This is a genomic window from Flagellimonas aurea (assembly GCF_017313785.1).
Classification (GTDB): Bacteria; Bacteroidota; Bacteroidia; order Flavobacteriales; family Flavobacteriaceae; genus Flagellimonas; species Flagellimonas aurea.
The window spans coordinates 242408-267121 of sequence record NZ_JAFLNL010000001.1 but is presented as its reverse complement, the minus strand read 5'-3'; the positions used below and the strand labels follow the sequence as shown (position 1 = coordinate 267121).

22 protein-coding genes are annotated in these 24714 nt (G+C 43.3%); 3 read left to right on the top strand and 19 right to left on the bottom strand.

The genetic code is table 11. The features are described 5' to 3' along the window. Positions 1-5: 5 nt before the first annotated feature. The 17 genes from J0656_RS01185 to J0656_RS01105 form a co-directional block, all read right to left on the bottom strand. Entirely contained in the window at positions 6-3152 is a 3147-nt protein-coding gene (locus J0656_RS01185) for an efflux RND transporter permease subunit (RefSeq protein WP_207030907.1), read from the bottom strand. Between the two features lie 30 nt (positions 3153-3182). Further along, a complete protein-coding gene (locus J0656_RS01180) occupies positions 3183-4259 on the bottom strand; it encodes an efflux RND transporter periplasmic adaptor subunit (RefSeq protein ID WP_225605555.1) in 1077 nt (358 codons plus the stop codon). 40 nt (positions 4260-4299) lie between these two features. Beyond that, a complete protein-coding gene (locus tag J0656_RS01175; protein WP_207030905.1) occupies positions 4300-4779 on the bottom strand; it encodes a GbsR/MarR family transcriptional regulator in 480 nt (159 codons plus the stop codon). Between the two features lie 102 nt (positions 4780-4881). After that, positions 4882-5280, bottom strand: a complete 399-nt coding sequence (locus J0656_RS01170; RefSeq protein WP_207030903.1) for a hypothetical protein — start codon at positions 5278-5280, stop codon at positions 4882-4884. Positions 5281-5289: 9 nt separating this feature from the next. Further along, positions 5290-6309 (bottom strand): phenylalanine--tRNA ligase subunit alpha, encoded by a 1020-nt coding sequence (pheS, locus tag J0656_RS01165; RefSeq protein WP_207030901.1) that lies wholly within the window; start codon positions 6307-6309, stop codon positions 5290-5292. Continuing rightward, positions 6302-6994 (bottom strand): hypothetical protein, encoded by a 693-nt coding sequence (locus J0656_RS01160; protein WP_207030899.1) that lies wholly within the window; start codon positions 6992-6994, stop codon positions 6302-6304. Before J0656_RS01160 ends, pheS begins: the two co-directional genes overlap by 8 nt. Positions 6995-7112: 118 nt before the next feature. Continuing rightward, entirely contained in the window at positions 7113-7739 is a 627-nt protein-coding gene (locus tag J0656_RS01155; protein ID WP_207030897.1) for a carbonic anhydrase family protein, read from the bottom strand. A 10-nt stretch (positions 7740-7749) separates the two neighbouring features. Beyond that, on the bottom strand, positions 7750-9333 hold the full coding sequence (locus tag J0656_RS01150; RefSeq protein ID WP_207030895.1) for a SulP family inorganic anion transporter: 1584 nt from the start codon (positions 9331-9333) through the stop codon (positions 7750-7752). 88 nt (positions 9334-9421) lie between these two features. After that, entirely contained in the window at positions 9422-9730 is a 309-nt protein-coding gene (locus J0656_RS01145) for a hypothetical protein (protein WP_207030893.1), read from the bottom strand. Positions 9731-9787: 57 nt separating this feature from the next. Then, positions 9788-10546 carry an SH3 domain-containing protein gene (locus tag J0656_RS01140; RefSeq protein WP_207030891.1) on the bottom strand — a complete coding sequence of 253 codons (759 nt, stop codon included), beginning with the start codon at positions 10544-10546 and terminating at the stop codon, positions 9788-9790. Positions 10547-10551: 5 nt separating this feature from the next. Next, positions 10552-12339, bottom strand: coding sequence for a BatD family protein (locus tag J0656_RS01135; RefSeq protein WP_207030889.1), 1788 nt, complete (start codon positions 12337-12339; stop codon positions 10552-10554). After that, entirely contained in the window at positions 12339-13232 is an 894-nt protein-coding gene (locus J0656_RS01130; protein WP_207031530.1) for a tetratricopeptide repeat protein, read from the bottom strand. Before J0656_RS01130 ends, J0656_RS01135 begins: the two co-directional genes overlap by 1 nt. Beyond that, positions 13219-14271: a VWA domain-containing protein gene (locus J0656_RS01125; protein ID WP_207030887.1), complete on the bottom strand. Its 1053-nt coding sequence runs from the start codon at positions 14269-14271 to the stop codon at positions 13219-13221. Before J0656_RS01125 ends, J0656_RS01130 begins: the two co-directional genes overlap by 14 nt. A 3-nt stretch (positions 14272-14274) precedes the next feature. After that, a complete protein-coding gene (locus J0656_RS01120; protein WP_108245753.1) occupies positions 14275-15273 on the bottom strand; it encodes a vWA domain-containing protein in 999 nt (332 codons plus the stop codon). Continuing rightward, entirely contained in the window at positions 15274-16935 is a 1662-nt protein-coding gene (locus J0656_RS01115; protein WP_207030885.1) for a hypothetical protein, read from the bottom strand. Next, positions 16935-17801: a DUF58 domain-containing protein gene (locus J0656_RS01110; RefSeq protein WP_207030883.1), complete on the bottom strand. Its 867-nt coding sequence runs from the start codon at positions 17799-17801 to the stop codon at positions 16935-16937. The genes J0656_RS01115 and J0656_RS01110 overlap by 1 nt, the downstream gene beginning before the upstream one ends. 69 nt (positions 17802-17870) lie before the next feature. Continuing rightward, the gene (locus tag J0656_RS01105) at positions 17871-18872 is read right to left on the bottom strand and encodes an AAA family ATPase (RefSeq protein WP_207030881.1); all 1002 of its coding nucleotides are present in this window, start codon (positions 18870-18872) and stop codon (positions 17871-17873) included. Positions 18873-19031: 159 nt separating this feature from the next. Between J0656_RS01105 and J0656_RS01100 the strand changes: the two genes are divergently transcribed. From J0656_RS01100 to J0656_RS01090, 3 genes are read left to right on the top strand one after another with little or no spacing between them, the layout of a single operon-like run. Then, positions 19032-19904 carry an aldo/keto reductase gene (locus J0656_RS01100; protein ID WP_207030879.1) on the top strand — a complete coding sequence of 291 codons (873 nt, stop codon included), beginning with the start codon at positions 19032-19034 and terminating at the stop codon, positions 19902-19904. Between the two features lie 9 nt (positions 19905-19913). Continuing rightward, the gene (locus J0656_RS01095) at positions 19914-20669 is read left to right on the top strand and encodes an SDR family NAD(P)-dependent oxidoreductase (RefSeq protein WP_207030877.1); all 756 of its coding nucleotides are present in this window, start codon (positions 19914-19916) and stop codon (positions 20667-20669) included. Beyond that, complete coding sequence (locus J0656_RS01090) at positions 20666-21802, top strand: ATP-binding protein (protein ID WP_207030875.1); 1137 nt, start codon at positions 20666-20668, stop codon at positions 21800-21802. Before J0656_RS01095 ends, J0656_RS01090 begins: the two co-directional genes overlap by 4 nt. Here J0656_RS01090 and J0656_RS01085 read toward each other — a convergent pair. Both J0656_RS01085 and J0656_RS01080 read right to left on the bottom strand, forming a co-directional pair. Then, the gene (locus J0656_RS01085) at positions 21799-23718 is read right to left on the bottom strand and encodes an amylosucrase (RefSeq protein ID WP_207030874.1); all 1920 of its coding nucleotides are present in this window, start codon (positions 23716-23718) and stop codon (positions 21799-21801) included. The genes J0656_RS01090 and J0656_RS01085 overlap by 4 nt on opposite strands. Then, the gene (locus J0656_RS01080) at positions 23719-24663 is read right to left on the bottom strand and encodes a carbohydrate kinase family protein (protein WP_207030872.1); all 945 of its coding nucleotides are present in this window, start codon (positions 24661-24663) and stop codon (positions 23719-23721) included. Positions 24664-24714 lie beyond the last annotated feature (51 nt).

Sequence of the window (24714 nt, the reverse complement as noted above, 5' to 3'; positions counted from 1 at the left end):
GATAATTAGGCATTGTTTACATTTTGAAGTTCTTCCGGCTTACCTGATATTTTTTCCTGAAGTGCCTGGAACACCACAAAGAGCACTGGTATGATGAACACACCCAAAATGGTACCCACTAGCATTCCCCCAACGGCACTTACACCAATGGATTGGTTTCCAATGGCCCCGATTCCCGATGAAAGTGCCAATGGCAACAGACCGAAAATAAATGCAAAGGAAGTCATCAAAATAGGACGGAGCCTTGCTCGTGCACCATCGGCGGCGGCATCGAACAGGGATAGTCCGGCCTTTCTACGCTGAAGTGCAAATTCCACGATCAAAATTGCGTTTTTGGCCAACAGACCTATCAACATGATCAATGCGATCTGGAAGTAGATATTGTTCTGTAGCCCGGCCAGATTGATGAAAAGAATGGCTCCTGCTATACCAAATGGCAACGATAACAATATCGAAAATGGCAAAATGTAACTTTCATACTGCGCGCTTAATAGGAAGTAAACAAATACCAAACTCAAGATAAAAATGATAATGGTTTGTGCACCGGCGTTGCTCTCTTCCCTTGTCAATCCGGAATAATCGTAGGTGTATGAATTCGGCAATACCTCTGCAGCTACTTCTTCAATCGCTGTAATGGCATCACCAGTACTATATCCTGGGTTGGGAACACCGGTAATGCTTACAGAACTCAATAAGTTGAATCGCTGTACCACTTCCGGGCCATATATTTTTTTCAGGTCTACGAACTGGCTTACGGCCACGGATTCGCCATCACCGTTTCTCACAAAAATGTGGTTCAACGAATTTTCATTGGCTCTATCTTCCGGTTTGGCCTGTATCATTACACGATATTGTTTACCAAACCTGTTAAAATCTGTAGCGTAGATACCACCAAAATAGCCTTGGAGCGCATTGAAAATATCGGTCGCGGTAAGCCCTGCCATTTTCACTTTTTCCATATCGATGTCCAAATCGAACTGAGGGAAACCTGGGTCGAACTGGGATATCGCATATTGCACCTCTGGCCTTGCGTTAAGGGCCCCCAGAAATTGATTTTTTACATCATTGATGGAGTTCCAATCCTCTCCGGTCTTGCTTTGGAGCTGTACCTCGAATCCGGAACTTGTACCGAAACCTTGTATACTGGGAGGTGTAAAATAGATGATTTGAGCATCATTGAAACCTGCCGTAGTAGCATACAAACGTTGCATGGTGGCGTTTACCGATAGTGAATCTGCACCCCTTTCGCTCCAATCTTTCAACTTCATAATGGAGAACGCGTAGGAACCGGCACTAACACGGTTCAACAAACTGAAACCTGCAACGCTCATCCGTGCATCGATCACGTCCATGGATTCATAAATGGAATCCAGTTTCATGATTGTTTCCTCTGTCTTTTCTATCGTTGTTCCCGGAGGCATGCTCACATTGGCAAAGATCATTCCACGGTCTTCATCGGGCACGAAACCTGATGGAGTTGATCGGAATAAAAAGATGGCCAAAATACTAAAGCCCACCAAGAGCGCTAGTGTAATCCATTTTCGCTTCACCAATGTACCTATGGAATTGGTGTATTTATTGGTCATTGTGGTGAACCCAACGTTGAAGGCCCTAAAAAATCTGTTCAATAAATTGGATTTTTTACCTTTTTCGTGGTTATGTGGCTTTAAGAACAACGCTGCCAATGCCGGGCTCAAGGTCAAGGCGTTGATAGCCGAGATCAAGATGGCCACGGCCAAGGTGATACCGAACTGTTGGTAGAATACGCCCGACGAACCCTGTATAAAGGACACGGGGATAAATACCGCCGACATTACCAACGTAATGGAGATAATGGCGCCTGAAATCTCACTCATGGCACTTTTGGTCGCCGTTTTGGCCGAATCGGCTCCTTCTTCCAGTTTGGCGTGTACCGCTTCCACTACAACAATGGCGTCATCCACCACAATACCGATTGCCAAGATCATGGCGAAAAGGGTAAGCATGTTGATGGAATATCCGAACAATTGCAGGAAGAAGAACGTACCCACAATCGCCACGGGAACCGCGATGGCCGGAATCAATGTGGACCTAAAGTCTTGGAGGAACAGGAATACCACAATAAATACAAGAATAAAGGCCTCTATCAAGGTTTGGACCACGTGATCTATCGATGCATCCAAGAAATCCTTGGAGTTAAAAGGGATTACATAATCCATCCCCTTCGGAAAATCCGCTTTGGATGTTTCGAGGATGTTCTCGATCTCGTCAATGATCTCTTTTGCATTGGAACCAGAGGTTTGGTAAACCCCCACGGCAACACCGGGGTTCCCCATACCAGAGTTTTTTCTAACATAGCTCAATGCGCCCAGCTCAATTTCGGCAACATCCTTTAAACGAAGGAACCCGCCGTCATCCGTGGTCCTAAGAATTATGTTCTCATACTCGGCGACATCGGACAATCGTCCTTTGTACTTCATCACGTATTCGAAAATACCATCGGCATTTTCCCCGATTTTCCCTGTAGCAGCTTCAGTGTTTTGTTCCCTTAAAGCAGCTTGGATATCAGCCGGAACCAAGTTGTAGGCGGCCATTTTATCTGGAGAAATCCAGATACGCATGGAATAATCCTTGGAACCGAATACGTTAACGTTACCTACACCTTTGATCCTTTGCAATTGGGGGACCAAGTTGATCTTGGCGTAGTTCTCAACAAAAGTTGCGTCGTAGTCCTCATTTTCGGAAAAAATAGAGAAGAACAACAAGGCACTGTTCTGTGCTTTTTGGGTGGTAACACCGGTATTGATCACTTCTTGCGGCAATAGGCTATTCGCCCTGGCCACACGGTTCTGAACGTTTACCGCGGCAATATCGGGGTCAACACCAAGTTCAAAGAACACACTGATGTTGGCAGCACCGTCGTTACTGGCGGATGAGGTCATGTAGGTCATGCCCTCCACACCATTTATTTGTTCTTCCAGAGGGATTACCACACTCTTAAGTACTGTTTCGGCGTTCGCACCGGTATAGTTGGCGGTAACCTGAACGGTCGGCGGAGCAATCTCCGGATATTGTTCTACGGGCAATGTAGTAAGACCAAGGATACCCAATATCACTATGATAACGGATATTACCGTGGAGAGTACGGGTCTATCTATAAATTTTTGGAACATAAATGCTTTGTTCTATGGGATTGATGGTAATTATTGTTTTACTGGATTGATGGTCTGACCATCTTTAAGTTTGGATACGCCTTCGGTAACGATGGTGCTTCCATTTTCCAACCCGTCTTTTACAATAAACTCTTTGTTGGTCTGGGCCGTAATGGTCAATGGAACCGTTTTTACCATGTTGTCTTCGTTCAATACATAAACCATTTTGGTACCCTGCAAGTCAACGGTGGCAAATTGAGGGATAACAAATACATCTTCATAAGTGGACGGAACTTTAATAGTGCCAGTACTACCTGAACTCAACAAAAGGTTCGGGTTATCAAAATCGGCCCTCAATGTTACGCTTCCGGTAGTTGGGTTGATAATGTTGTTCACCATCGCGATCTTCCCTTTTTGAGGGTATGTCTCGCCATTGATCATCTCCAATTCAACTTCTGGAGTGTGCTCCGATGAAGCGGCAGATCCATCACCCGTCATTTGGCTCTTCATCTTAAGGAGCTGTTTCTCGTTCATGGAGAAATAGGCACGTATACCACTGATATCGGATACTACGGTTAAAGGTGTGCCCATGGTACTGCTTACCAATGCACCTACTTTATAAGGTATTTCGCCAATATAACCGTTTACAGGGCTGACTATATTGGAATAGCCAATGTTTGCGGCAATACTGCTATAATTGCTCTTTGCTTGTTGCAATTGTGCCTTTGCCGTTTCCAGTTGTACTTCACTAATAATGTTTTTCTCTACCAATGGAACCAATTTGTCCACTTCTACTTGTGCAACGTTGACGGCGGCCTTCGCCGCTTCAGCGTCTTGTGACAAGGTTTGTGTCTCCAGTTTGAACAATAACTGGCCCTTGGTTACTTTTTGGCCTTCCTCCACATAAATATGCTGTACAAAACCAGAGACCTTTGGCCAGATCTCAACGTTTTGGACACCTTGAATGTTGGTGGAGTATGAATCGAAAAGCGTTATGTCCTGCTTTTCCAAAGTGCTTACTTTTAGCGACGGCGCTTGCTGTGCAGGGGCTTGTTGTTGATCTTTACCCCCACAGGCTATGAATAAAAGTACACTTGATGATGCTAAGATTGATTTGATTGTTTTCATGTACGAAATTACTTTGCTATTTTTTTGGTTGTTGGAGTGATTACTCATTTAAAATTGATTCGAGTTTCTTGATCGATTTTTTTAAGGTTTTTTCGGTTTCGTTCACATAATCCAGATATACCCTGGTGCGAACTTGCCCTTCCTCAAATTTTTTAGGACAGTATTGTTCGTGATAACCCATTACCAAAGTGATAATGTGCTTCTCACGTTCAATACGCTTTAAGTTTTCCTGGAGTTTGGATAAAAAGAAAGTTTTCTTCTTCGCAGTTTTAAAATATCTCTTTCGATCTCCGGACTTGGTGAAATAGGTGACAAGGCCCATGTTCACCAATAGATTGAGTGAAGTTGATATAGAACTCTTACTGGCATTGAGCCTATCCAAACAACTATCAAATGTAAGACCGTCCTTATCGGTTAAAATTAAGACAGCATAAATTCGAGCGGCCAAGGGAGGTAGATTATGCTCCTCTTCCAAATGGAGACCTACTGTTTCTACAATTTCTTCCCTCGATTTTTCCATAAAGTGGATTTTGAAGGTGCAAATGTACGATTGGTTCGGAACCAACCGAACTAACTAAGCTTAAATGTTTGTTAAAAGTAAAATGCCATTTTAATTGGTGGATCAATCTTTAGGAAGAACCCCGTCTTTTTCTATAATGGGAATGGTGGTAAGACTGTTTTCCGTTATGGTATTTTTGGGAAACAGGAACCTTTTTTCAAAGAGTTTGTTCTCAGCAAAAAAGGAGACAAAGAATTCATTGTTGAGGGCTAGCACCTCTTCTTGTAGAAACTCAATTTTTTTGAAGGACTTTGCTTCCACAACCCCAATACCGTGACGCATGGTGGATGTTTTTTTATCCCCATCAAAACCTTTGGAAACTACAATGGTCATTTCTATGGTGTCCGAACGATTATTGATCAGATATGCGTTCCATTCTTTGGATAGAAATTCATCGTTCCACTCCCGGATTACCACAACGTGGACATCCTTGGCTACAGGAAATTCAATATCCTTTTTCATGACCTGGGTTTACAGTGCGCTTTTGAACTGCTCCAAAAAGCGGACATCATTTTCGCTGAGCAATCGTATATCGGAAATTTGGTGCAATAGCAACGCAATACGGTCTATCCCCATACCAAAGGCAAACCCGGAATATACCTCTGGGTCTATCCCACAATTTTTAAGTACGTTGGGGTCTACCATGCCACAGCCCATAATTTCCAGCCAACCGGTACCCTTGGTCATACGGTAATCCGTTTCAGTTTCAAGCCCCCAATAGACGTCAACTTCGGCACTGGGTTCCGTAAATGGGAAATAGGATGGGCGTAACCTGATTTTGGACTTCCCGAACATTTCGGATGTGAAATATTGCAAGGTCTGCTTCAAATCCGCAAACGATACGTTCTTGTCCACGTACAGACCTTCAACCTGATGGAAAAAGCAATGCGAGCGGGCGGAAATAGCCTCGTTCCTATACACACGTCCAGGAGAAATCGTCCTAATGGGCGGTTTATTGGCCTCCATATATCGTACCTGCACAGATGAGGTATGGGTGCGCAATAATATATCCGGGTCCGTTTGAATAAAAAAGGTATCCTGCATATCCCTTGCAGGATGATATTCGGGCAAATTCAAAGCAGTAAAATTGTGCCAGTCATCCTCTACCTCTGGTCCTTCGGAAACATTGAAGCCAATTCTGGAGAAAATATCGATGATTTGGTTCTTTACAATGCTGATGGGATGACGTGCTCCTATTTCAACAGGTTCGCCGGGGCGGGTAAGGTCGCCATATTTACCAACAGTTTCGGCCTGATTTTCCAGAGCATCCTTTAAGGCGTTCACCTTTTCAGTGGCTGTATTTTTTAATTGATTGACCACTTGTCCAAATTCTTTTTTCTGTTCATTGGGAACATTTTTGAATTCGGCAAAGAAACCGTTCAATAGACCTTTTTTTCCCAAATATTTGATTCGGAAAGCCTCTATTTCTTCTTTGGATGTCGAAGTGAATTTTTCAACTTCGGCAATATGTTCCTTTATGGTATCAATCATGACTACTTTGGCTATTGGCGGACAAATTTAGCAAATTGTCCTTGAATATGTAGGTAATTAAAAAATGAACTGCAATACCACCCAAAAGATGCCAAAGCCAATGGGTCCCCATAAGAAAGAAGTTTTGATGGAGATCGATGCTCCGAAAGAAAATCGCAACCCCAAAAATGAGGAAGGCGATTACGACCAAGCCCAAATTTTTCCCTTTGGTTTTGATCAAATACCAGATGATGGGAATCAATATAGTAGCTGCGGTAATGATGTAACCCAAAGAAATTCTTGCCCCAGATGGCAGGGGAAGAATCCGTAATAAAAAAGAAGCTCCGAGCAAGACGATGATCCAAACCAGCCGTTGCCACCAAGAATTCACGAGCTTGAAGATAAAATAGATAACCAGTGCACCACAAAGGAACATTATGGGCATCCAATCCAAACGAAGCCAAAACTCATGACTGCGTGTTGCATGATAAATGGTCCCTCCAACAAAACTAATTCCGATGACAGGAAGAACCCATGCCAAAAAACGATGCTCTCTTGGGTTTCTATACACCTTTACTCCCCAATAAATGATCAAAGCCAAAAAGATTAAGTTGCTAAAGGTATTGAATGGTTCTACGGGAAGTCTTCCTTCCAAGGTTTCCAAATAAATGGGCCCGGAATCATTTGGAAATTTTATTGGAATCATGTTGTATCAAAAAGGAAAGGGGTAAAATACTGCAATGCGGACGGTATCTCCAAATAACGGGAATAAAAAAATAAAGCCGATGGGAACCATCGGCTCTTATAATGAGTATATTTTTTTTTTAAAGAAAAGTAACCTTACCGTCCGAGATGTCGTACATGGCACCTACAATGGCGATTTCACCTTTCTCTTCCATCTCTTTAAGTATAACACTTTGGTTCCTGATGTTTTCCAGGGCCATCTCCACATTTTTCATGGCTACGGCATCCACAAACTCTAGGTTTTGTGAGTTCCTGAGGGATTCATCTTTTGGCTCCTTTACTGCATAAACTGCTGGTTCGATTTTATTGATCAAACTGGTTAAATTGCCCATTCTAGCATGGTCGCAGGCGCCTTTTACAGCACCGCAACTAGTATGTCCCAGTACCACAATGGCTTTTGTTCCCGCCAGTTTGCAGCCAAACTCCATACTTCCCAAGATGTCTTGGTTGATAAAGTTTCCCGCGATCCTAACGCTGAAGATATCTCCCAATCCTTGGTCAAAAACCAATTCCGCAGATACCCTTGAATCGATACAGCTTAATATGGTAGCAAAAGGAAACTGGCCGTCCTTGGTATCGTTTACCTGTTCCAAAAGATTCCTGTTCGCCTTTAAATTTTGTTGGAAACGCTCATTGCCCTCCTTCAAAAACTGAATGGCTTTTTTGGGCGACATGGTCGCTTGTGTTTCTTTCGTATGTGCTTTCATTTCTATTTTTTTATGCTGTTTTTTTCGGCCTTAGATTAAAAAACTCGATATAGCTTTCAGGGTTTTCGATTTCACCTCTTTCCGAAATAATTTTAATATCAATGTTTCTATTCTTTGCCTTGCTTGAAAAATCTTCTAGAATTTCTATGATATCATTGTCAAGATAACGTGTTTTTCTAACATCCAAAGTTAGATAAGAATTTTCTGGAATACTGTCCAATTCTTTCAAAATGGCACCTTTGTTAAAAAAGGTGACTTCTTCCGCCAAGGTCATCTTTATTTTATGGGACCCGTTGCCACTGTCCTCAATATGTAAAAAGTGGGAGTTTTGATAACTTTTTATCAAAACCACAACGATACCTACACCTAGCCCCAAACTAATTCCGACCAAAAGATCGGTAAAAACGATTCCTACCACTGTTACCACAAAAGGGACAAATTGTTTCCATCCTGCTTGGTACATTGTCTTGAAAAGGCTTGGTTTTGCAAGTTTATAGCCCACTACAAATAGGATTGCCGCCAAAACGGACAATGGTATCATATTAAGTAGCGCGGGTATTAAAATTACCGACCCCAATAGGAAAAAACCATGAATGATGGCGGACGCCTTTGTTTTACCTCCGGATTGAATATTTGCGGAGCTACGTACAATTACTTGTGTAACGGGGAGGCCGCCGATCAGGCCGGAAAGTGTATTGCCAACCCCTTGCGCCATTAGCTCGCGATTTGTTGGCGTGGTTCGCTTTTCGGGATCTAACTTGTCCGTTGCTTCCACACAAAGCAAGGTCTCCAAACTGGCAACCAATGCAATGGTGAACGCAGTGACCCAGACATCCATGTTGGAGATTGCCGAGAAATTGGGAAAACTAAAAAAGCCCAAGAAAGATTCAAGGCTATCGGGAACAGGAACCTTTACCAGATGCTCGGCAGAAATTCCCCAGGTGGGGTCGTCGCTTGTGACCGAAAAATAAACGATTCCCAGGACCACTGCAACCAACGGACCTTGCACCAACTCGAAAATCTTTGATTTTTTGGTCAGTACGGTACTCCATAAAACAAGTATGGCCAGTCCGATTATGGCAATTAAGGTCGCCCCTGGACTTATATAGTTGATGGAGTTGATGATTTCACTAAAAGTGTTCTCTCCATCCACCTGAAAAAATGCCCAGTCACCCTCAGGATCGGCATCGTAGCCAAAAAAGTGGGGGATTTGTTTTAAGATGATTATTATACCTATACCTGTAAGCATTCCTTTTATGACGGAAGACGGAAAGTAATAGGCGATGATACCGGCTTTTAAAAAGCCAAATATGAGCTGTATGATGCCGCCCAGGACCACGGCCACCAAAAAGTTTTGATATCCGCCCAAGGTACCGATTGCCGTTAAAACTATTGCGGCAAGTCCGGCCGCTGGACCACTGACCCCGATTTGGGAACCGCTCAATGCTCCCACTACTATTCCTCCGATAATACCTGCTATAAGGCCCGAGAACAATGGTGCGCCACTGGCCAAGGCAATTCCCAGACATAGAGGGAGTGCCACAAAAAAGACCACAATACTGGCAGGCAAGTCATTTTTAATATACTTGAACATGGTGATGTGTAAGATTGCTCTTCTATTTTTTGGTTAGGTTTTCATAGAAGAAGGTTAAAAATTTGATTTAGAACTTAAGTTTTAGAGTTTACATCAAATTTCTGGGGGGAGGGTCCAAGATTTCTACGGTATAGTCCGAAAAAGGGAAAATATATCCAAGATAACCTAAAGAGCTATCTAACGAGAAGTGTTGATTATGTGAATCCAAAAAATATTTATAGAACGTATCGGCTTCATCAAATTTTTTGATGGTGAACGTTTCACTGCTCTTTTCCTCTTCAGCCGCACCAATAACTATTGTTTTGCCCGATTCTTTATCCAACAAGGGAATAATCGGGGATACTGATAATGCAAATATCAGTAACAATGATATCATAGGGAACAGGAGTGTCTTCACAAAAGCATCAATTTTATCTAAAATAAGGAATTCTGGGCAAGGTAAAGGGGTTTTTGTCTAAAACTCCTTGATTTTCTTGATACTGTCAACCTGTAACCAACCTGTTTGTCCATCCGCGATACGGATTCTCCTCCATTCGTCGAGTTCGTCCAAAACATTCACTTTGGTTCCTTCGTGAAGAGTAAAAGCTGTACTACTGTTTACGTTCGGTTCTGCATTTACGTTGACTTCTTTTGCAAATATGATTGCAGGGTCGTCGTTCTTGTTCTGTTGGTGGTTAAGGTAAGCCAATAAAATACAGACCAAACAGAGGACAAGCGATAGCATACTGGAAATAAAGGCTGCTCTCTTTTGGTTGGCGGACCTCAAAAAGTAGTAGGCCATGTACGCAAGCACAAATAAAAAGACAAGTGCAATGGCCAGATAGGACCATTGGTCCGATGTGAACATACCAACGACGGAATTATATATTCTTGACATCTCCGTTTTTGGCATTTCCTCTATAGCATCCAGCCTCATATTTTGCGCAAATGCTAAATTATTTCGAATCTCTTCGTTATTGGGGCTCAAAAGCAGCGCTTTTTCGTAGTAGTAAATACTCGGCCCAATGGCATTGAGTTTGTAATAACAATTCCCCAAATTAAAATATAAAGAAGCGGAATGTTGGCCATTATCCAGAATTTGCTTGTAATTATCTATAGCTGCAGCATATTCGGCATCATTGTACTGTTCCGTTGCTCTATTAAATAACGCCTCGTTTTGGGCAAAACCAAAAGAGAAGGAAAGCAGCAATATCAAAAATGCAATCTTCTTCATGATGATCATAGTTGTTTGTCCAAATTAGAGATTACCTCACTCGCCTTTTCATAATCCTGTTGCATCTGTACATTGGAGAAAGGACTGTAACGTGCCATTTCACAACTGGTCAATAAACTTATAAAGCCTTGGATGTCCGAATTGTTTACATTTTTTTCAGAAAGGATGCTCGTAATTTTATCCTTGCTGAACTCAGATGTCTCAATATGTAATTTGGCTTTCAAATAATTGTGCAGCCCCTTTTCCAAGGCCACATAAAAGGCTTCTTTGTTACCGAGTTCCTTTTTGGCCGTTGACAGATATTTTCTGGCCAATCTGTTTGCTCTTTTGATTTTATTGCCCACAACATCACTAGCTATTGCTTCCCGTTTTTTAAACGTAAAAATGGCAATTGGAATCAATATTAATGGAGCAAACAATAAAATGAAGAATAGGTTGGAGCCAAAGAATTTTTCTGAACTAATGGCACTTAGGTTTGGGTTTATATTGATAAAGTGGAATTGATCGCCCGTGGGAACAACCATTTGTTTGTTGGATGATGGACCGGCCAAAGTTCCTGAACTGGCTGTTGGTCCTTCTATCACCTCGATATTTATTTCTTCCGAACGTATGGTCTCGTATTTGCCGGTACCTGGATTAAAGAAGCTGAAAGATATGCTTGGTATAGGGTATTTTCCCCTAAATGACGGTACAATAGTGTAATTGTTGGACACTTTGCCCTCCATACCAGAGCTGTATGTATTTATGGATTCCTCATACTCTGGATCGTAGACTTCCAATGAACTGGGAAGTTCAGGTTCCGGGAGTTGGAACAATTTAAGGTTGCCCTTTCCTGAAACTTCCACCTTTGCCTGTAGCGATTCCGAGGCGTTCAACTGTGTTTTGCTAGTGGTTACCGAAAAGTCAAAATCACCGACAGCACCGCTAAAACCTGCTGGTTTTCCGGCTTCTGGCAATGGTTTGACATTGATGGTTCTGCTTCCTGCGGATACGGTCTTGCTGGTTGAGGTATAAATCCTTCCGCCGAAAAAGTCACGACGGTTCGTTGGAACGTCCACAAATATTTCCAAGGAAAGCGGTTCAATGCTCAATTGACCGGATTTTTGAGGGTATAGCACAACACGCTTTAAGACCACGTAGCGGTATGGTTTGCCTTGATAGGTTCCATTTTGTGCAGTATGCTTGGTCACAGGAATGTCCTGGCTCCAAAAATTGTTATACGTAGGGTTGTCCAATGGGCGATAGTTGGTAACACTAACGTTAGGACTCACATACAGTTTGTATATGACCGTAACGGCTTCGTTCATGTACGGGTTGCCTTTGGATACCTCTGCTACCAGATGAAGGTTCTCGTCGGCAACATCGTCTACGGTTTTCTGAGAATTGGGTTTGTCCACTGCCGCCGTAACCTCAACTTTTTGCGGTGTGGTCTTGTAGGTCTGCCCTGCAATCTCTATGGTTGCTTGATTGATGGTAAAGCTGCCCCTTGCAGTGGGGACCAAAATATAAGTGTAGGTCTTGGAAAAGCTTCTTTTGCCGTTTATCCAAGATGAGCTGATAGACTGTGATGGCCCCATGACCACATTGAATCCTTCAAATTGTGGCGGCTTAAAGTTGTCTCCATCCTTGTTCATGGTAAAATCCACACGAAGACGCTCGTTGATCCCCAACTCCTCTTTGCTTAGGTTCATGGTGAATTCTACCCCTTCGGTTTCGTCTTGGGCATGCGAATGAATCCCCACGAGGAGGAACATTCCCAAAAAAAGCAATATGTTGCTCTTCAACAGTTCCATTACCAGTCCTTCTCGTTTTTGATTTTTTTCCCACGAACCTTACGGGCCTCCATTTTTTCTTGAACCTTTTTCTCTTCGTTCTGCATGGCCTCTAGTAAATTCTGGATTTGCTGCTCAGAAAGTTGGTTGGGTCTTGGCTGTTGCTGTTTGTCATTGGGTTGGTCACCTTCATTAGGTTTCTTCTCTTGCTCTTTTTTCTTATCGCCTTCGCCCTCTTTATTTTCTTCGGGCTTGTTTTCACCATTATCACCTTGGTCACCTTTATCCTTGTTTTCGTCTTCTTTTTGTTCGCCCTTGTCCTTCTTCTCGTTATCGCCCCCTTCGTTGTTCTGGTCCTTGTTTTTATCCTTGTCCTCGTTTTCTTGGTCTTTTTTGTCCTCGTTGTCCTGGTTTTGGTCGTTCTTTTGCTCGTCCTGTTGTTTTTCGAGCATTTTTTTGGCCAAAGCAAGATTATAACGGGTCTCGTCGTCGTTGGGATTTTTTCGAAGTGCTTGTTTGTATGCCTCAACAGCTTGCTTGTAGTCTTTCTGCTTCATGAATACATTGCCCATGTTGTGAAAAGCCTTATGCTTTTCTCCTTTATCTTCGGCAGCATCGCTGGCTTCCTTGTAGCGTCCAAAGGCTTCGCCAAAACTTTCCCTGTTGTAATAAGCGTTACCTAGGTTAAATCTTGCCACAGCATTTTTATTGCTCTTGGATATGGCTTTCCTGTAATCGGCCTCTGCCGTTACAAAATCGTTGGAGGTAAGCTCTTCATTTGCCTCAAAGGTGAGGTTTTTAGAGGCTTGCAATGCTTTTTCTGCTTCTCTGTTCGCTTTTTCGGTAATGTCATCTTGGGCTTGGACCGCGCCAAAACATAGCAATAGTCCAAACATCAACTTAATCTTGTTCATCATCGTGCTCATTAAAAAGATTCAGTTTTTTCAACCATTGTGTTTTTCTATCCAAAACGAAGATGTCCAAAAATAGAAATAAAAAGCCTGCGGCGAGGAACCATTGGAATTGATCCTTGTACTCGGCAAACTGCTTGGCTTCAAATTCCGTTTTGTCCATTCGGTTCAGTTCTTCTTTGATGTATTCCACGGCATTTTCCGTGTTGGAACCATCAATATATTCGCCATTGCCCTGATTGGCAATCTCTGTCAATACGTTTTCGTTCAGTTTGGTAATGACCACTTCTCCTTCGTTGTCCTTCTTCAAGCTTTCCACGATTCCGTTTCGTTTGATGGGAATCGGAGCCCCCTTGGTGCTACCTACCCCAATGGTATACACACGGATTCCATTTTGTGTAGCTTTTTCAACGGCATTTATGGTAGAACTTTCGGAGTGGTCCTCTCCATCCGAAACAATAAAAAGTACTCTGTTCGTTTGCTGGGAATCGTCATAGTAGGTGCTGGCCAAATCTATGGCTGCGTTGATGGCCGTTCCTTGTGAGGACAACATATCGGTGTTCATGCTCTGTAAGAACATTTTTGCCGCTCCGTAGTCCGTAGTGATGGGGAGTTGGGGATAGGCCTGGCCGGCATAGGCAATGATACCGATTCGGTCGCTGGCCAATTGGTTGATGATCTCCGAGACAATGCGTTTGGATTTTTCCAATCGGTTGGGCGCTATGTCCTCTGCCAACATACTTTTGGAAACATCAAGTGCAAATACAATATCTACTCCTTCGCGTTTTACGGTTTCCAATTTTGTGCCGATTTTTGGATTCACCAGTCCCAAAACCAAAACCGAAATACCCATCAATAAGAGTACTAATTTAAGTGTGGATTTAAAGTTTGACTTATTTGGCGCCAAACGTCTCAGTAGCTTTAAATCAGCAAAACGCTTCTGTGTTTTTTTCTTCCAAATTTGAAGAAAAAAGAACGCCAGGGCCATAACCGGGATTATGGCCAAGAGGTAGAAATATATTTTTTCGTCAAACTGAATCATCTTCTAAATAAAACTTTTAAAGATGGAGTTTCGCAATCCCCATTCCAACAACAATAATATTCCGGCCAAGAAAATCAATGGCCTGAATTTTTCCTCGTATTTGTAATACTTGAACTCTTCTATTTCTGTTTTTTCCAATTTGTTGATCTCGTCGTAAATAGCTTCCAAAGACTCATTGTCGGTAGCACGGAAATATTTTCCACCGGTTACATCGGCAATCTCTTCAAGCAATTCCTCATCGATTTCTACTTGTCGCATTCCGTACCTGTAAGACCCATCTCTGTTATATGCGATCGGGGATAATGCGTTTCCGTTGGTTCCTATACCAATGGTGTATGTTTTAATCCCGAATTCGATTGCAAGATCGGCGGCGGTTCTAGGCTCAATAAAGCCAGAATTATTGACACCGTCCGTTAAAAGAATGATAACTTTACTGATGGCCTTGCTTTCTTTTAGGCGGTTGACCGATGTGGCCAGTCCCATTCCTATGGCTGTACCGTCTTCCAGTACACCATAGGTGATTTCCTCCAAAGAGTTCAATACTATGGCTTTGTCGCTGGTAATTGGGGTTTTGGTGTAACTTTCAGCGGCATAGCTTACCAAACCGATTCGGTCGTTTGGGCGCCCTTCGATAAAATCGGCCGCTACTTCTTTTAAGGCGGTCAGGCGGTCGGGTTTAAGGTCACGTGCCAACATACTGGACGAGACATCAATGGCCATCACAATGTCGATACCCTTTGTGGTTTTTGTACGAGTTGAAATATCCTCCGTTTGGGGTCTTGCCAATGCCGTTATAATGGCAGCCAAGGCCAACAGGCGAATTACTAGCAGGATGGGTTTCAATTTTGAGGCCCAGCTGGTTACTGTAAATCCCTTGATACTGGAAATACGTAGGGATGCCATTTCATTTTTCCGTTTGAAAAAATACCACAGCAAAGCCAATGGCAGCAGTAATAGCAGCCAGAAAAATTCAGGGTTTGCAAATTCTATATTCTCAAACATTTATACTTGTGTTTTTACGTCAAGGCTTCCTAAAATCCGGTCAACGATCTGTTCTGCATATTCATCTTCCTCTTCCCAAGTGATCACCACTTGCTGGATAAAACCTTTACCACCAAAAGTAAGAATGTTGTATTTGGCCCTTTTGGAGTCTCCATTGGGTCGTTCCAGAGTTCCGGTACCATAAGTTTTTATCCCTTTTACACCGGATTGGGTAACAAATTCTTCTTGTTTGGTAATAATGTTTTTGAGACCTAGTTGTTCAAAATTGGCTAAGGTGGAACCGATAACCGCATCAAATTGAGGCTCTTCTTTTTCTTCTTTAAAGGTGATGGAGCTTGTGCTTACGGAAAAAATACCAACATAACTTCCATAGGAAAAGGCCTGAAGTTCTTTGATGAGCTCCTCTGTTTCTTTAGGTAGCTGTGGCTCTTGGCGCACCAAAACCTCCGGAGTTTCTATCTGAATGGGAGGGAAACCATACGAGCTGGCCACCCACTCACTCTCCAATAAATCTTTGGTGGGGTAACCAAAAACGGTGTCGCGCACTTTTTTGGTTCCAAAATAAATGGTTGACCCAATGCCGCCCAGCACAATGATCCCTGCAAAAATGGCCGCGGCCCAATAGATTCTTTTTCGTTGTTTTTTTCTTGCAAGTTCTTCCAAATATTCTTCATCCAACAACAAATCTTCCCCGGTTGGTTCCGGAAGGCCTTGATGGGTTTTGGTCACAATTTCTTCGACCAACTTTCTATCCTGTTCCGCAACGGATGATGCTGGTTTGTTCTTGGCAAACTTTACCAAATCTGCGGTCTGCAATATTTTTTGAAATTGTTGGATGGTATCATCCTCTAACTTAAGTTCCCCGGCATCGCGCAACATTTCCAATTTGGTGATGAGCTCCGAGGTGGTACTCTCCATGGCTGATACGTGTACGTCTTCTTCCAAGTAGGAACGAACAATATCGGTAAGCTCGGAATAGTACTGTTTATACTCATCCTGAATGAGATACCTTGAATTCTCCAGTTTTTTCAGCTCCATCAACGCTCGGTCATAAGGAGGGAGCAAGGCGACTTTTTCTTCCTCGGTCAATGGTTTTTTTCGCAAAAAGAACCAATAGACCAATCCTCCGACCACAATCAGCCCCAAAAGAATCCAAAGTGCGGTAAGCCACATATCGGCCGTGCTTCGCTCTACCTCAATCAAAGGTTTGATGTCGTACATCTTCTGTTTAGTGGTGTCCACGACCACATCGGAGACCTTTACTTGAAAGGAATCCGTGAAAAAGGGTTGCTCGTTGATGGCGATTCGCTGTGGGGGAATGGTGTATGCACCGCTATCAAACTGTGTGAGCGAATATATTTTTTGAAGAATGACCTTGTCATCATTTTTGAGGGTGTCGGCCATTATGGCCTCTACGGTTTCAAGTGGGGAAAAAGTTTGGCCCTCGGGAAAGAAAACTACATCGGTGGAATCTGTCTCTACGGTAATCTTGTATTTGATCTGTTCCCCAATTTTAATGGCCAAGGTGTCCACTTCGGCATCGACTTTTGGGCCTGTTTGCGAAAAACCGAGCGTAGGTAAAAGCATCAGTAACAAAAAAGCACCCAAAATGTGTTGGGCTCCTTTTACGCTTCCAATTTTATGTAGGTTGTCCATTCGCATTATCCTCTTCGTTTAAAATAGCCCAATAGCTTTTTTACATAACTTTCGTCCGCCCGACAATTGATTACACCGGATCCAGATTTATTAAAGGAATTGGAAAAATAGGCCACTTTGTCCTTGTAATGTTGTCCGTAAGCGGAACGTACTTGTTTGGATTGGGTGTTCACCAATTGAATCTCTCCTGTTTCGGCATCCTGCATTTGCACCATGCCCAAGTTTGGGATGGTTTCCTCGCGCTCATCATACACCCGTATTCCTGTAACATCATGCTTGTTGCCCACAATGCGAAGCGTATTGTCGTAATCGTCGGCGATAAAATCCGAAAGCACAAAAACAATGGCTCTTTTCTTCATTACATTGGTCAGGAACTTCAAGGCTTCCGCAATATTGGTTTCGCTGCTTTTTGGATGAAATTCCAATAGTTCCCGGATGATTCGGAGCACATGGCTTTTTCCTTTTTTTGGCGGGATAAAGAGTTCCACCTCATCGGAAAACAAAATCACACCGACCTTATCGTTGTTCTGAAGCGCGGAAAAGGCAAGCGTGGCCGAAATTTCGGTGACAATGTCTTTTTTGAACTGGTTGGAGGTGCCGAAAAGTTCCGAGCCGCTCACGTCCACCATCAGCATCATGGTAAGTTCGCGCTCCTCTTCAAAGACCTTCACGTAGGGCTCGTTGTAGCGAGCGGTCACGTTCCAGTCAATGCTTCGCACATCATCACCAAACTGATATTGGCGCACCTCGCTGAACGTCATCCCCCTACCCTTGAACGTAGAATGGTATTCCCCACCAAAAATATGGTCGGAAAGACGCCGGGTCTTGATTTCAATTTTACGTACTTTTTTTAGTAGTTCCTTTGTATCCATTTGGTTCAAAAAAATAGGTTTTCGGGTTGGTTAAAAGTATTGCTACTTATTCCGATAAACATTGAACCGCTAAGGCACTTCTACCTCGTTTACAATCTTATTGATGATTTCTTCGGAAGTAATATTTTCTGCCTCGGCCTCGTAGGTGATCCCGATGCGGTGGCGAAGTACATCGTGCACTACGGCCCTTACATCCTCAGGAACCACGTAACCTCTTCGCTTGATGAACGCATAGCATTTGGATGCATTGGCCAAGTTGATACTACCCCTCGGGGAAGCACCGAAACTGATGAGCGGCTTCAAGCTTTCCAAATTGTATTTTTCCGGGTATCGCGTTGCGAAGATGATGTCGAGAATGTACTTTTCAATTTTTTCATCCATATAAACCTCACGTACCGTTTCTTGGGCCCTTAGAATTTGCTCCAAAGAAACCACGGGGTTTACAGGTTCGGTCGCACCTCTCAGGTTTTGGCGTATAATGAGCTGCTCCTCGTTGAGTTTAGGATAATCGATTACCGTTTTCAACATAAATCGGTCTACCTGCGCTTCGGGAAGTGGGTAGGTTCCTTCTTGTTCCACAGGGTTTTGGGTGGCCATTACCAAAAATGGTTTATCCAAAATAAAGGTCTCGTCACCAATGGTCACCTGCTTTTCCTGCATGGCCTCCAAAAGGGCGGACTGTACTTTGGCAGGGGCCCTGTTGATCTCATCTGCCAATACAAAGTTGGCAAAAATGGGTCCTTTTTTTATGGAGAAATCGTTCTCCTTTATGTTGTAGATAAGCGTACCAACAACGTCGGCAGGTAAAAGGTCGGGAGTAAACTGTATTCTGCTGAAACTTCCTTTCACGGCTTTTGCCAAGGTGTTGATGGCAAGTGTTTTTGCCAGTCCGGGAACACCTTCGAGCAGAATGTGCCCTTTGCCCAATAAACCAATGAGCAAGCGTTCGACCATATGGGTCTGCCCTACTATCGCTTTGTTCATTTCAACCTTTAAAAGGTCAATAAAAGCGCTTTCTTGGGCAATTTTCTCATTCACAGCACTAATATCAATAGTAGTGTTTTCTTCCATTATATACTTTTATTGTTTGGTGTTAAGGTCGGGGTTTTAACTAAGGTGTGCAAAATGAAAATTTATTTAAAACCTGCCTGTTAATTAATGGTTAAAAAAAACGCTAAACCCCTAGTTTTATGAAGGATTTAAGGGTTTAATTTTATACTTTCAGCGCATATGGAACAGACAACGAAATTTTCCCGCATTATATCGGGAGCAATGACCTGGGGAAGTTGGGGGAAAAAACTTTCCAAGAATGAAATGATCGAATTGATGCACCACAGCATCGAATGTGGACTCACCACTTTTGACCACGCCGACATTTACGGCAGCTATTCTACCGAGGGCGATTTTGGAGCCGCTTTTAAGGATAGCAAAATAAAAAGGGAGGACATCCAATTGATCACCAAGTGTGGGATTCAAATGACCCGCGGCAGGAACAATAAAGTCAATCATTACCAATACGATAAGGAGTATATTATCTGGTCGGCGGAGGAGTCCCTGAAAAAGTTGAATACGGATTATTTGGACCTCTTTTTAATGCATAGACCAAGTCCCCTGATGCAGCCCGATGAAATGGCGGAGGCCGCCCAACATTTGTTACAAAGTGGAAAGATCAAACAATTTGGGGTGTCCAATTTTACGACCTCCCAAGTGGCCATGTTGGAAAATGCCATCCCTGTAGAAGGGAACCAAGTAGAATTTTCCTTAACGCACCACGACCCCATGTACGATGGAACCTTTGATGATTGCATCCTCAACAAAAGAATGGCCATGGCCTGGAGTCCGTTGGGCAGCTTTTTTAGGGAAACCGACGAACGGGTGGAGCGGATCAAAGAAGCGATGCCGCCCCTAATGGAAAAGTACAATGCAACCGAAAGCCAGTTGCTTTTGGCGTGGATCTTAAAACACCCCGCCAACGTGCACCCGGTGATCGGAACTACGAACAAGAAAAGAATTGAACAATCGGCTGCGGCCGTAAAAATAGAACTGGAACTTCAGGATTGGTTTACACTTTTGGTGGCAAGTCAAGGACATGATGTTCCGTAAAAATTGAAAATGGCAAAAATAGCACTGATTACAGGGGCAACGAGCGGAATTGGGAAAGCAACGGCCAAACTTTTTGCAAAGCAAGGTTTCAATCTCATTCTTTGCGGGCGGAGACAGGAGCGCTTGGAGCAACTCAGAAATGAGTTGGGAAGAGATACGGACATTTTCACGCTTAATTTTGATGTCAGAAATCGTGAGGATGTTTTCTCGGCCATCGAAAGTTTGCCCAAGGAATTTTCCGAGATCGATATCTTGGTCAACAATGCTGGGAATGCCCACGGATTGGACCCCATAGATAAGGGCAGCCCGGATGATTGGGATGCGATGTTGGACATCAACGTAAAAGGTTTGCTCTACATGTCCAAGGCCATCATCCCGAAAATGACGGAACGTAAATCGGGCCATATCATCAATATTGGTTCCACGGCCGGTAAGGAAGTGTACCCCAATGGAAATGTATACTGTGCCAGTAAGCATGCGGTGGATGCCATCAACCAAGGTATGCGTATAGATCTCAATGCATACGGAATTCGCGTGGGTGCCGTAAACCCGGGCTTGGTGGAAACGGAATTCAGCGATGTAAGGTTCAAGGGAGATTCGGAAAGGGCAGCTAATGTATATAAAGGATTTCAACCCTTAAGACCAGAGGATATTGCGGACATTATTCTGTTTGTGGTCACAAGGCCATATCACGTGAACATTGCCGATCTTGTGGTAATGCCCACCGCACAGGCCAGCAGCACAATTGTGAACAAGGAATTATGATCAATAAACGCCTACTCGTAAAAAACTTACTGGCCCACAACGACGAGAATAGTTTTTACGACAAAAAGCGTTTTATATCCATCGGGGAAAAGGAAGGCAAGGCCAAGTTTTTAAAGCATGTCTGCGCTTTGGCCAACAGCAACCCCAAAAACAATTCCTTTATCGTAATCGGAGTGGAGGATGAGGACAATACGATTGTTGGCGTCGATTTTTTTGATGACAGCAAAATCCAAAACCTTGTCAATGCCTATTTGGACAACCCACCTCTGATTTCCTATGAAAATATTCCCTTTCCCCACTTGCCCGAAGGCAAGGTGGTCGGGTTGGTCACCATCAGATCGAACGGAAAGGTCTGTGCCCTCCGTAAAAATATCTGGAAGTACTACGGGGGAGCCGTTTTCTTTCGTGAAGGAAGCATAAGCCTGCCCAAAGCTTTTGATATAACGTTGAAGGACATCAATTCCGATAAGGTCGCCACCATTGAGCAGCATGCCCGGAACAATATCGAGTATACTTTGGATGCCGTGTTGAACTTTTTCAATACAAGGCATCCGGATTTAACAAGCGATTACAAAGTGTTCAAAGAGCAGTTTGTCGTCTGTTGGGCAGGCAACAAGAAAAAAGTAAAGGGAAAGATATATTATTCCCGAGTGGATATTGAGCTCATCAACGAACAGGTAAAATTGTTCTATTCGGCTTTGGATGAAATTACCATTGATTACGATGACGATTCTTTCAAAACGTTGGAATATGTGCAACTGGGTTTGGGATCTCAACAGAAATATTACCCCTTGGAAGAAATGACGATCACATTTTCGGACAATGGCAAGTATACCATCAACAACAAATTGATATTTGAACCGCCACAGTTTGATAAAAAAACGTTGTACCACGTGTACAACACGAACAATGCCCTGCTCAAAAAGCTGGAAAGCCATATTCCCCTCACGGATTCCGAACACACGGATATGACACACCTTCCCGCGACATACCTCATTTGTTATTTGAACGGTTTTGAAGAGGCCAAGGATAAAATGGACGGTGCACGGGCATTGTTAAAAGCATATGATAGCCACATATACCAATCACTGAAAGAGTCGCAACGGATATTGCGAAAGGTCAGGTATGCCTAGGATTTCATTAGCCAGAGCATCTGGTAGGGCATTAGTTCCAAAAGAGCACTGTTCAAGCCCATTTTTTCGTCGGATACCAAATCCAGCGGCTCTCCTTTACTGAAATAGCCCAATTTTTTGATCCAAGCACTATCAATAACCTGTGGGTTTTCATCAAAATTACAGATGACCAATAGCCCTTTTTTGTCCTCTGTCCTTTCAAAAGAAAAAACATGGTCATTTCCTGTATGGTACAGTTCAAGATTGTTATGGTCGGCAAAAACGGAGTCTTCCTTTCTTATTTTGATGAGTCTCTGAAGGGAATGGAATATTCTGGATTGGGGTGAATCCTCCTTGTCCAAGTTTGTGATGGTTTCCCAATCCTGCATCGGGCGGTTCACCCATCGGCTGTCCCCTTTTTTGGAAGCATCATTTTGGAAGGAGTAGTCGTTCAGTGTTCCAATTTCGTCCCCAGCGTAGATCAACGGAATGCCGCCAAAAGCCAATGTGATGCCGTGCAGCAGAACAATTTTCTTTACCGACTCTTCCAATAACGCTTCGTTTTTGGTTTTGATGGCTTTTTCAAGTCCCAATAAAGAAGCTGCACTTCCCGTGATGCGACCATCTCCCGTTTTTGGGTTGTACATAAAAAGCAGTCCCGTGGCAGGCGACCAATCCAATCGTTGGCAATAATAGTCCAGCAAAAATTTTCTATGCATTTCGGGATTCCAGCCCAGTTCTTGGATCAGATGGTTTTCGTACCCCAATCCAATATCGTCATGGCAACGAATGTAATTGATCCATGTGCAATCCTTTGGTTTGGGCGGAACGTGCATCAAACTTTTATAGAGCAATTGTGTTTTTTTGGTGGCGATGGAATTCCATAAAAGCGCCATCAAAGATGCGTTATAGGCCACTTCGCATTCGTTGCCCCGTTTTTCCTCTTCCCCAAAATATTTTACAATGTCAGTGGGGGCCACAATGGCCTCTGCCAAAAGTATGGCGCCGGGCGCCACCGCTTGAAGGCACAATCGGAACAAGGAGATGAGGTTATGTGCTTCGGGCAGGTTTTGGGAAATGGTTCCGATTTTTTTCCAAAGGAAGGCAAGCGCATCAAAACGGACTACATCCACCCCCAAATCCGTTAGCTTTACCAAATTGGTGAGCATCTCCAAAAACACTTCGGGATTGGTATAGTTGAGGTCCCATTGATAACTGTTGAAGACCGTCATTACCCATTTGTCCATTTCGGGGATATAGGTAAAATTGCCCGGCGAGGTTTCGGGAAATACCTCCGGCAGGGTTTTTTCAAATTCTGCTGGGATGGCAAAATCCTCATAGGTGTAATAGTAGCCTTGGTATTTTTTATCACCTTTCTTCGCTTTTTTGGCCCACGAAAATTCGTCGGAGGTATGGTTGACCACAAAATCCAGCATCAAGTAGATACCGTTTTTGCGAAAGGCCTTGGTCAATTCCAGTAAATCTTCTTTGGAACCGTATTTTTTGTCCACCTCCAGATAGTTGTTCACCGCGTATCCACCGTCACTTTCCCCTTTTGGCCTTGTAGTAATGGGCATCAAATGCAAAAAGTTGATCCCAAGTTTTTTGAAATAGGGTATTTTTTCTTGAAGTCCTTTAATGTCTTTGTTAAAATGCTCTACATAAAGCTGCATCCCCATGAGCTTGTCGGACTGGTACCAATTTGCTGTGTTGATACGCTCAAGATCTTGCCTTTTTAAGTGGTCGGGCCTTTCGGTAAACAATTTTGGAAGAAGCCTCAAGAGTTTCTGAAAATCTTTTTCGTGATGTTCTTCGGGGTATAAGGAGAAGAACTGCTTTTGAATCAAGGTAAGGTTGGTGGCCAATCGCAGCTCAAAGAGCTTTTCGGCATCCTTTTCTTTCTGTGCAATTAGTTTGTGTAAGCTGGCTTGGTTCATTTATTTATCGAGCTGGTCCTTTGTGGGCAATGCCACAATGGCTCCGTAATTGGTAGTGGTAATGGCACCGGCCTTGTTGGCGGTAGCGACCATTTTTTCAAGCAATGAGAAATCCTCGAAAACAGGTTCAAAATTGCCCAAATCCGAAATTTGGTATAATAGGCATCCGATAAAGGCATCGCCGGCACCTGTGGTGTCAACAGGGGTTACTTTTACACTGGGAATTACTTTTTTGTTGCCGTTCATGCTCAGCAAGGTCCCTTCTTTTCCCAAAGTAACGGTGATTATTTTTGTTCCCACCTTATGCAGGGCATCGCATGCCTCATGTAGGTCTTCCTTCCCCGAAATCAGTTGTGCTTCTTCCTGGCTGAACTTGCACAAATGGGATTTTTCCACAAATGGCATGCACTTTTTTATAAAAGTTTCCTCATCATCCTTCCAAAGATCGATTCTAAAATTGGGGTCAAAACAAATGAACATATTCTTGGTAAGCCCATCAAAAAGATATCTGCCGTATGTTTTTTCCAATGGTCCACCCAAAAGAGCGGTCGCCGCTCCAAGGTGAAGTATGTTTCCAGAAAGGTTCTTCCTTAGATCCGGGTTGTACTTGAGTTCTTTGTCGGCCCCCCGGCTAAAAACAAAATCGCGCTCCCCATCTTCTGAAAGGGAAACAAAGGCAAGTGTGGTAAAGGTATCCGACAACTGGGCCAGAGAAATGTCGACCCCCTCACTTTTCAAAGTTTCTAAAAGAAATTTACCGAAGGGATCATCACCAACGGATCCAATAAAGATTCCATTGCCCCCCAATTTGGAAATAGCACAGGCCACATTGGCCGGTGCTCCGCCTGCTTTTTTGGTGAACTGGTTTGCTTTGGAAAGGTCGCTTCCTTGTCGTTCGGCAACGAAATCTATCAACACTTCGCCAATGCAGTATACTTTTTTCATATCGTTTTCGGAATATTCTAAGGTACATAGAAAATAATACCATGTCCAAAA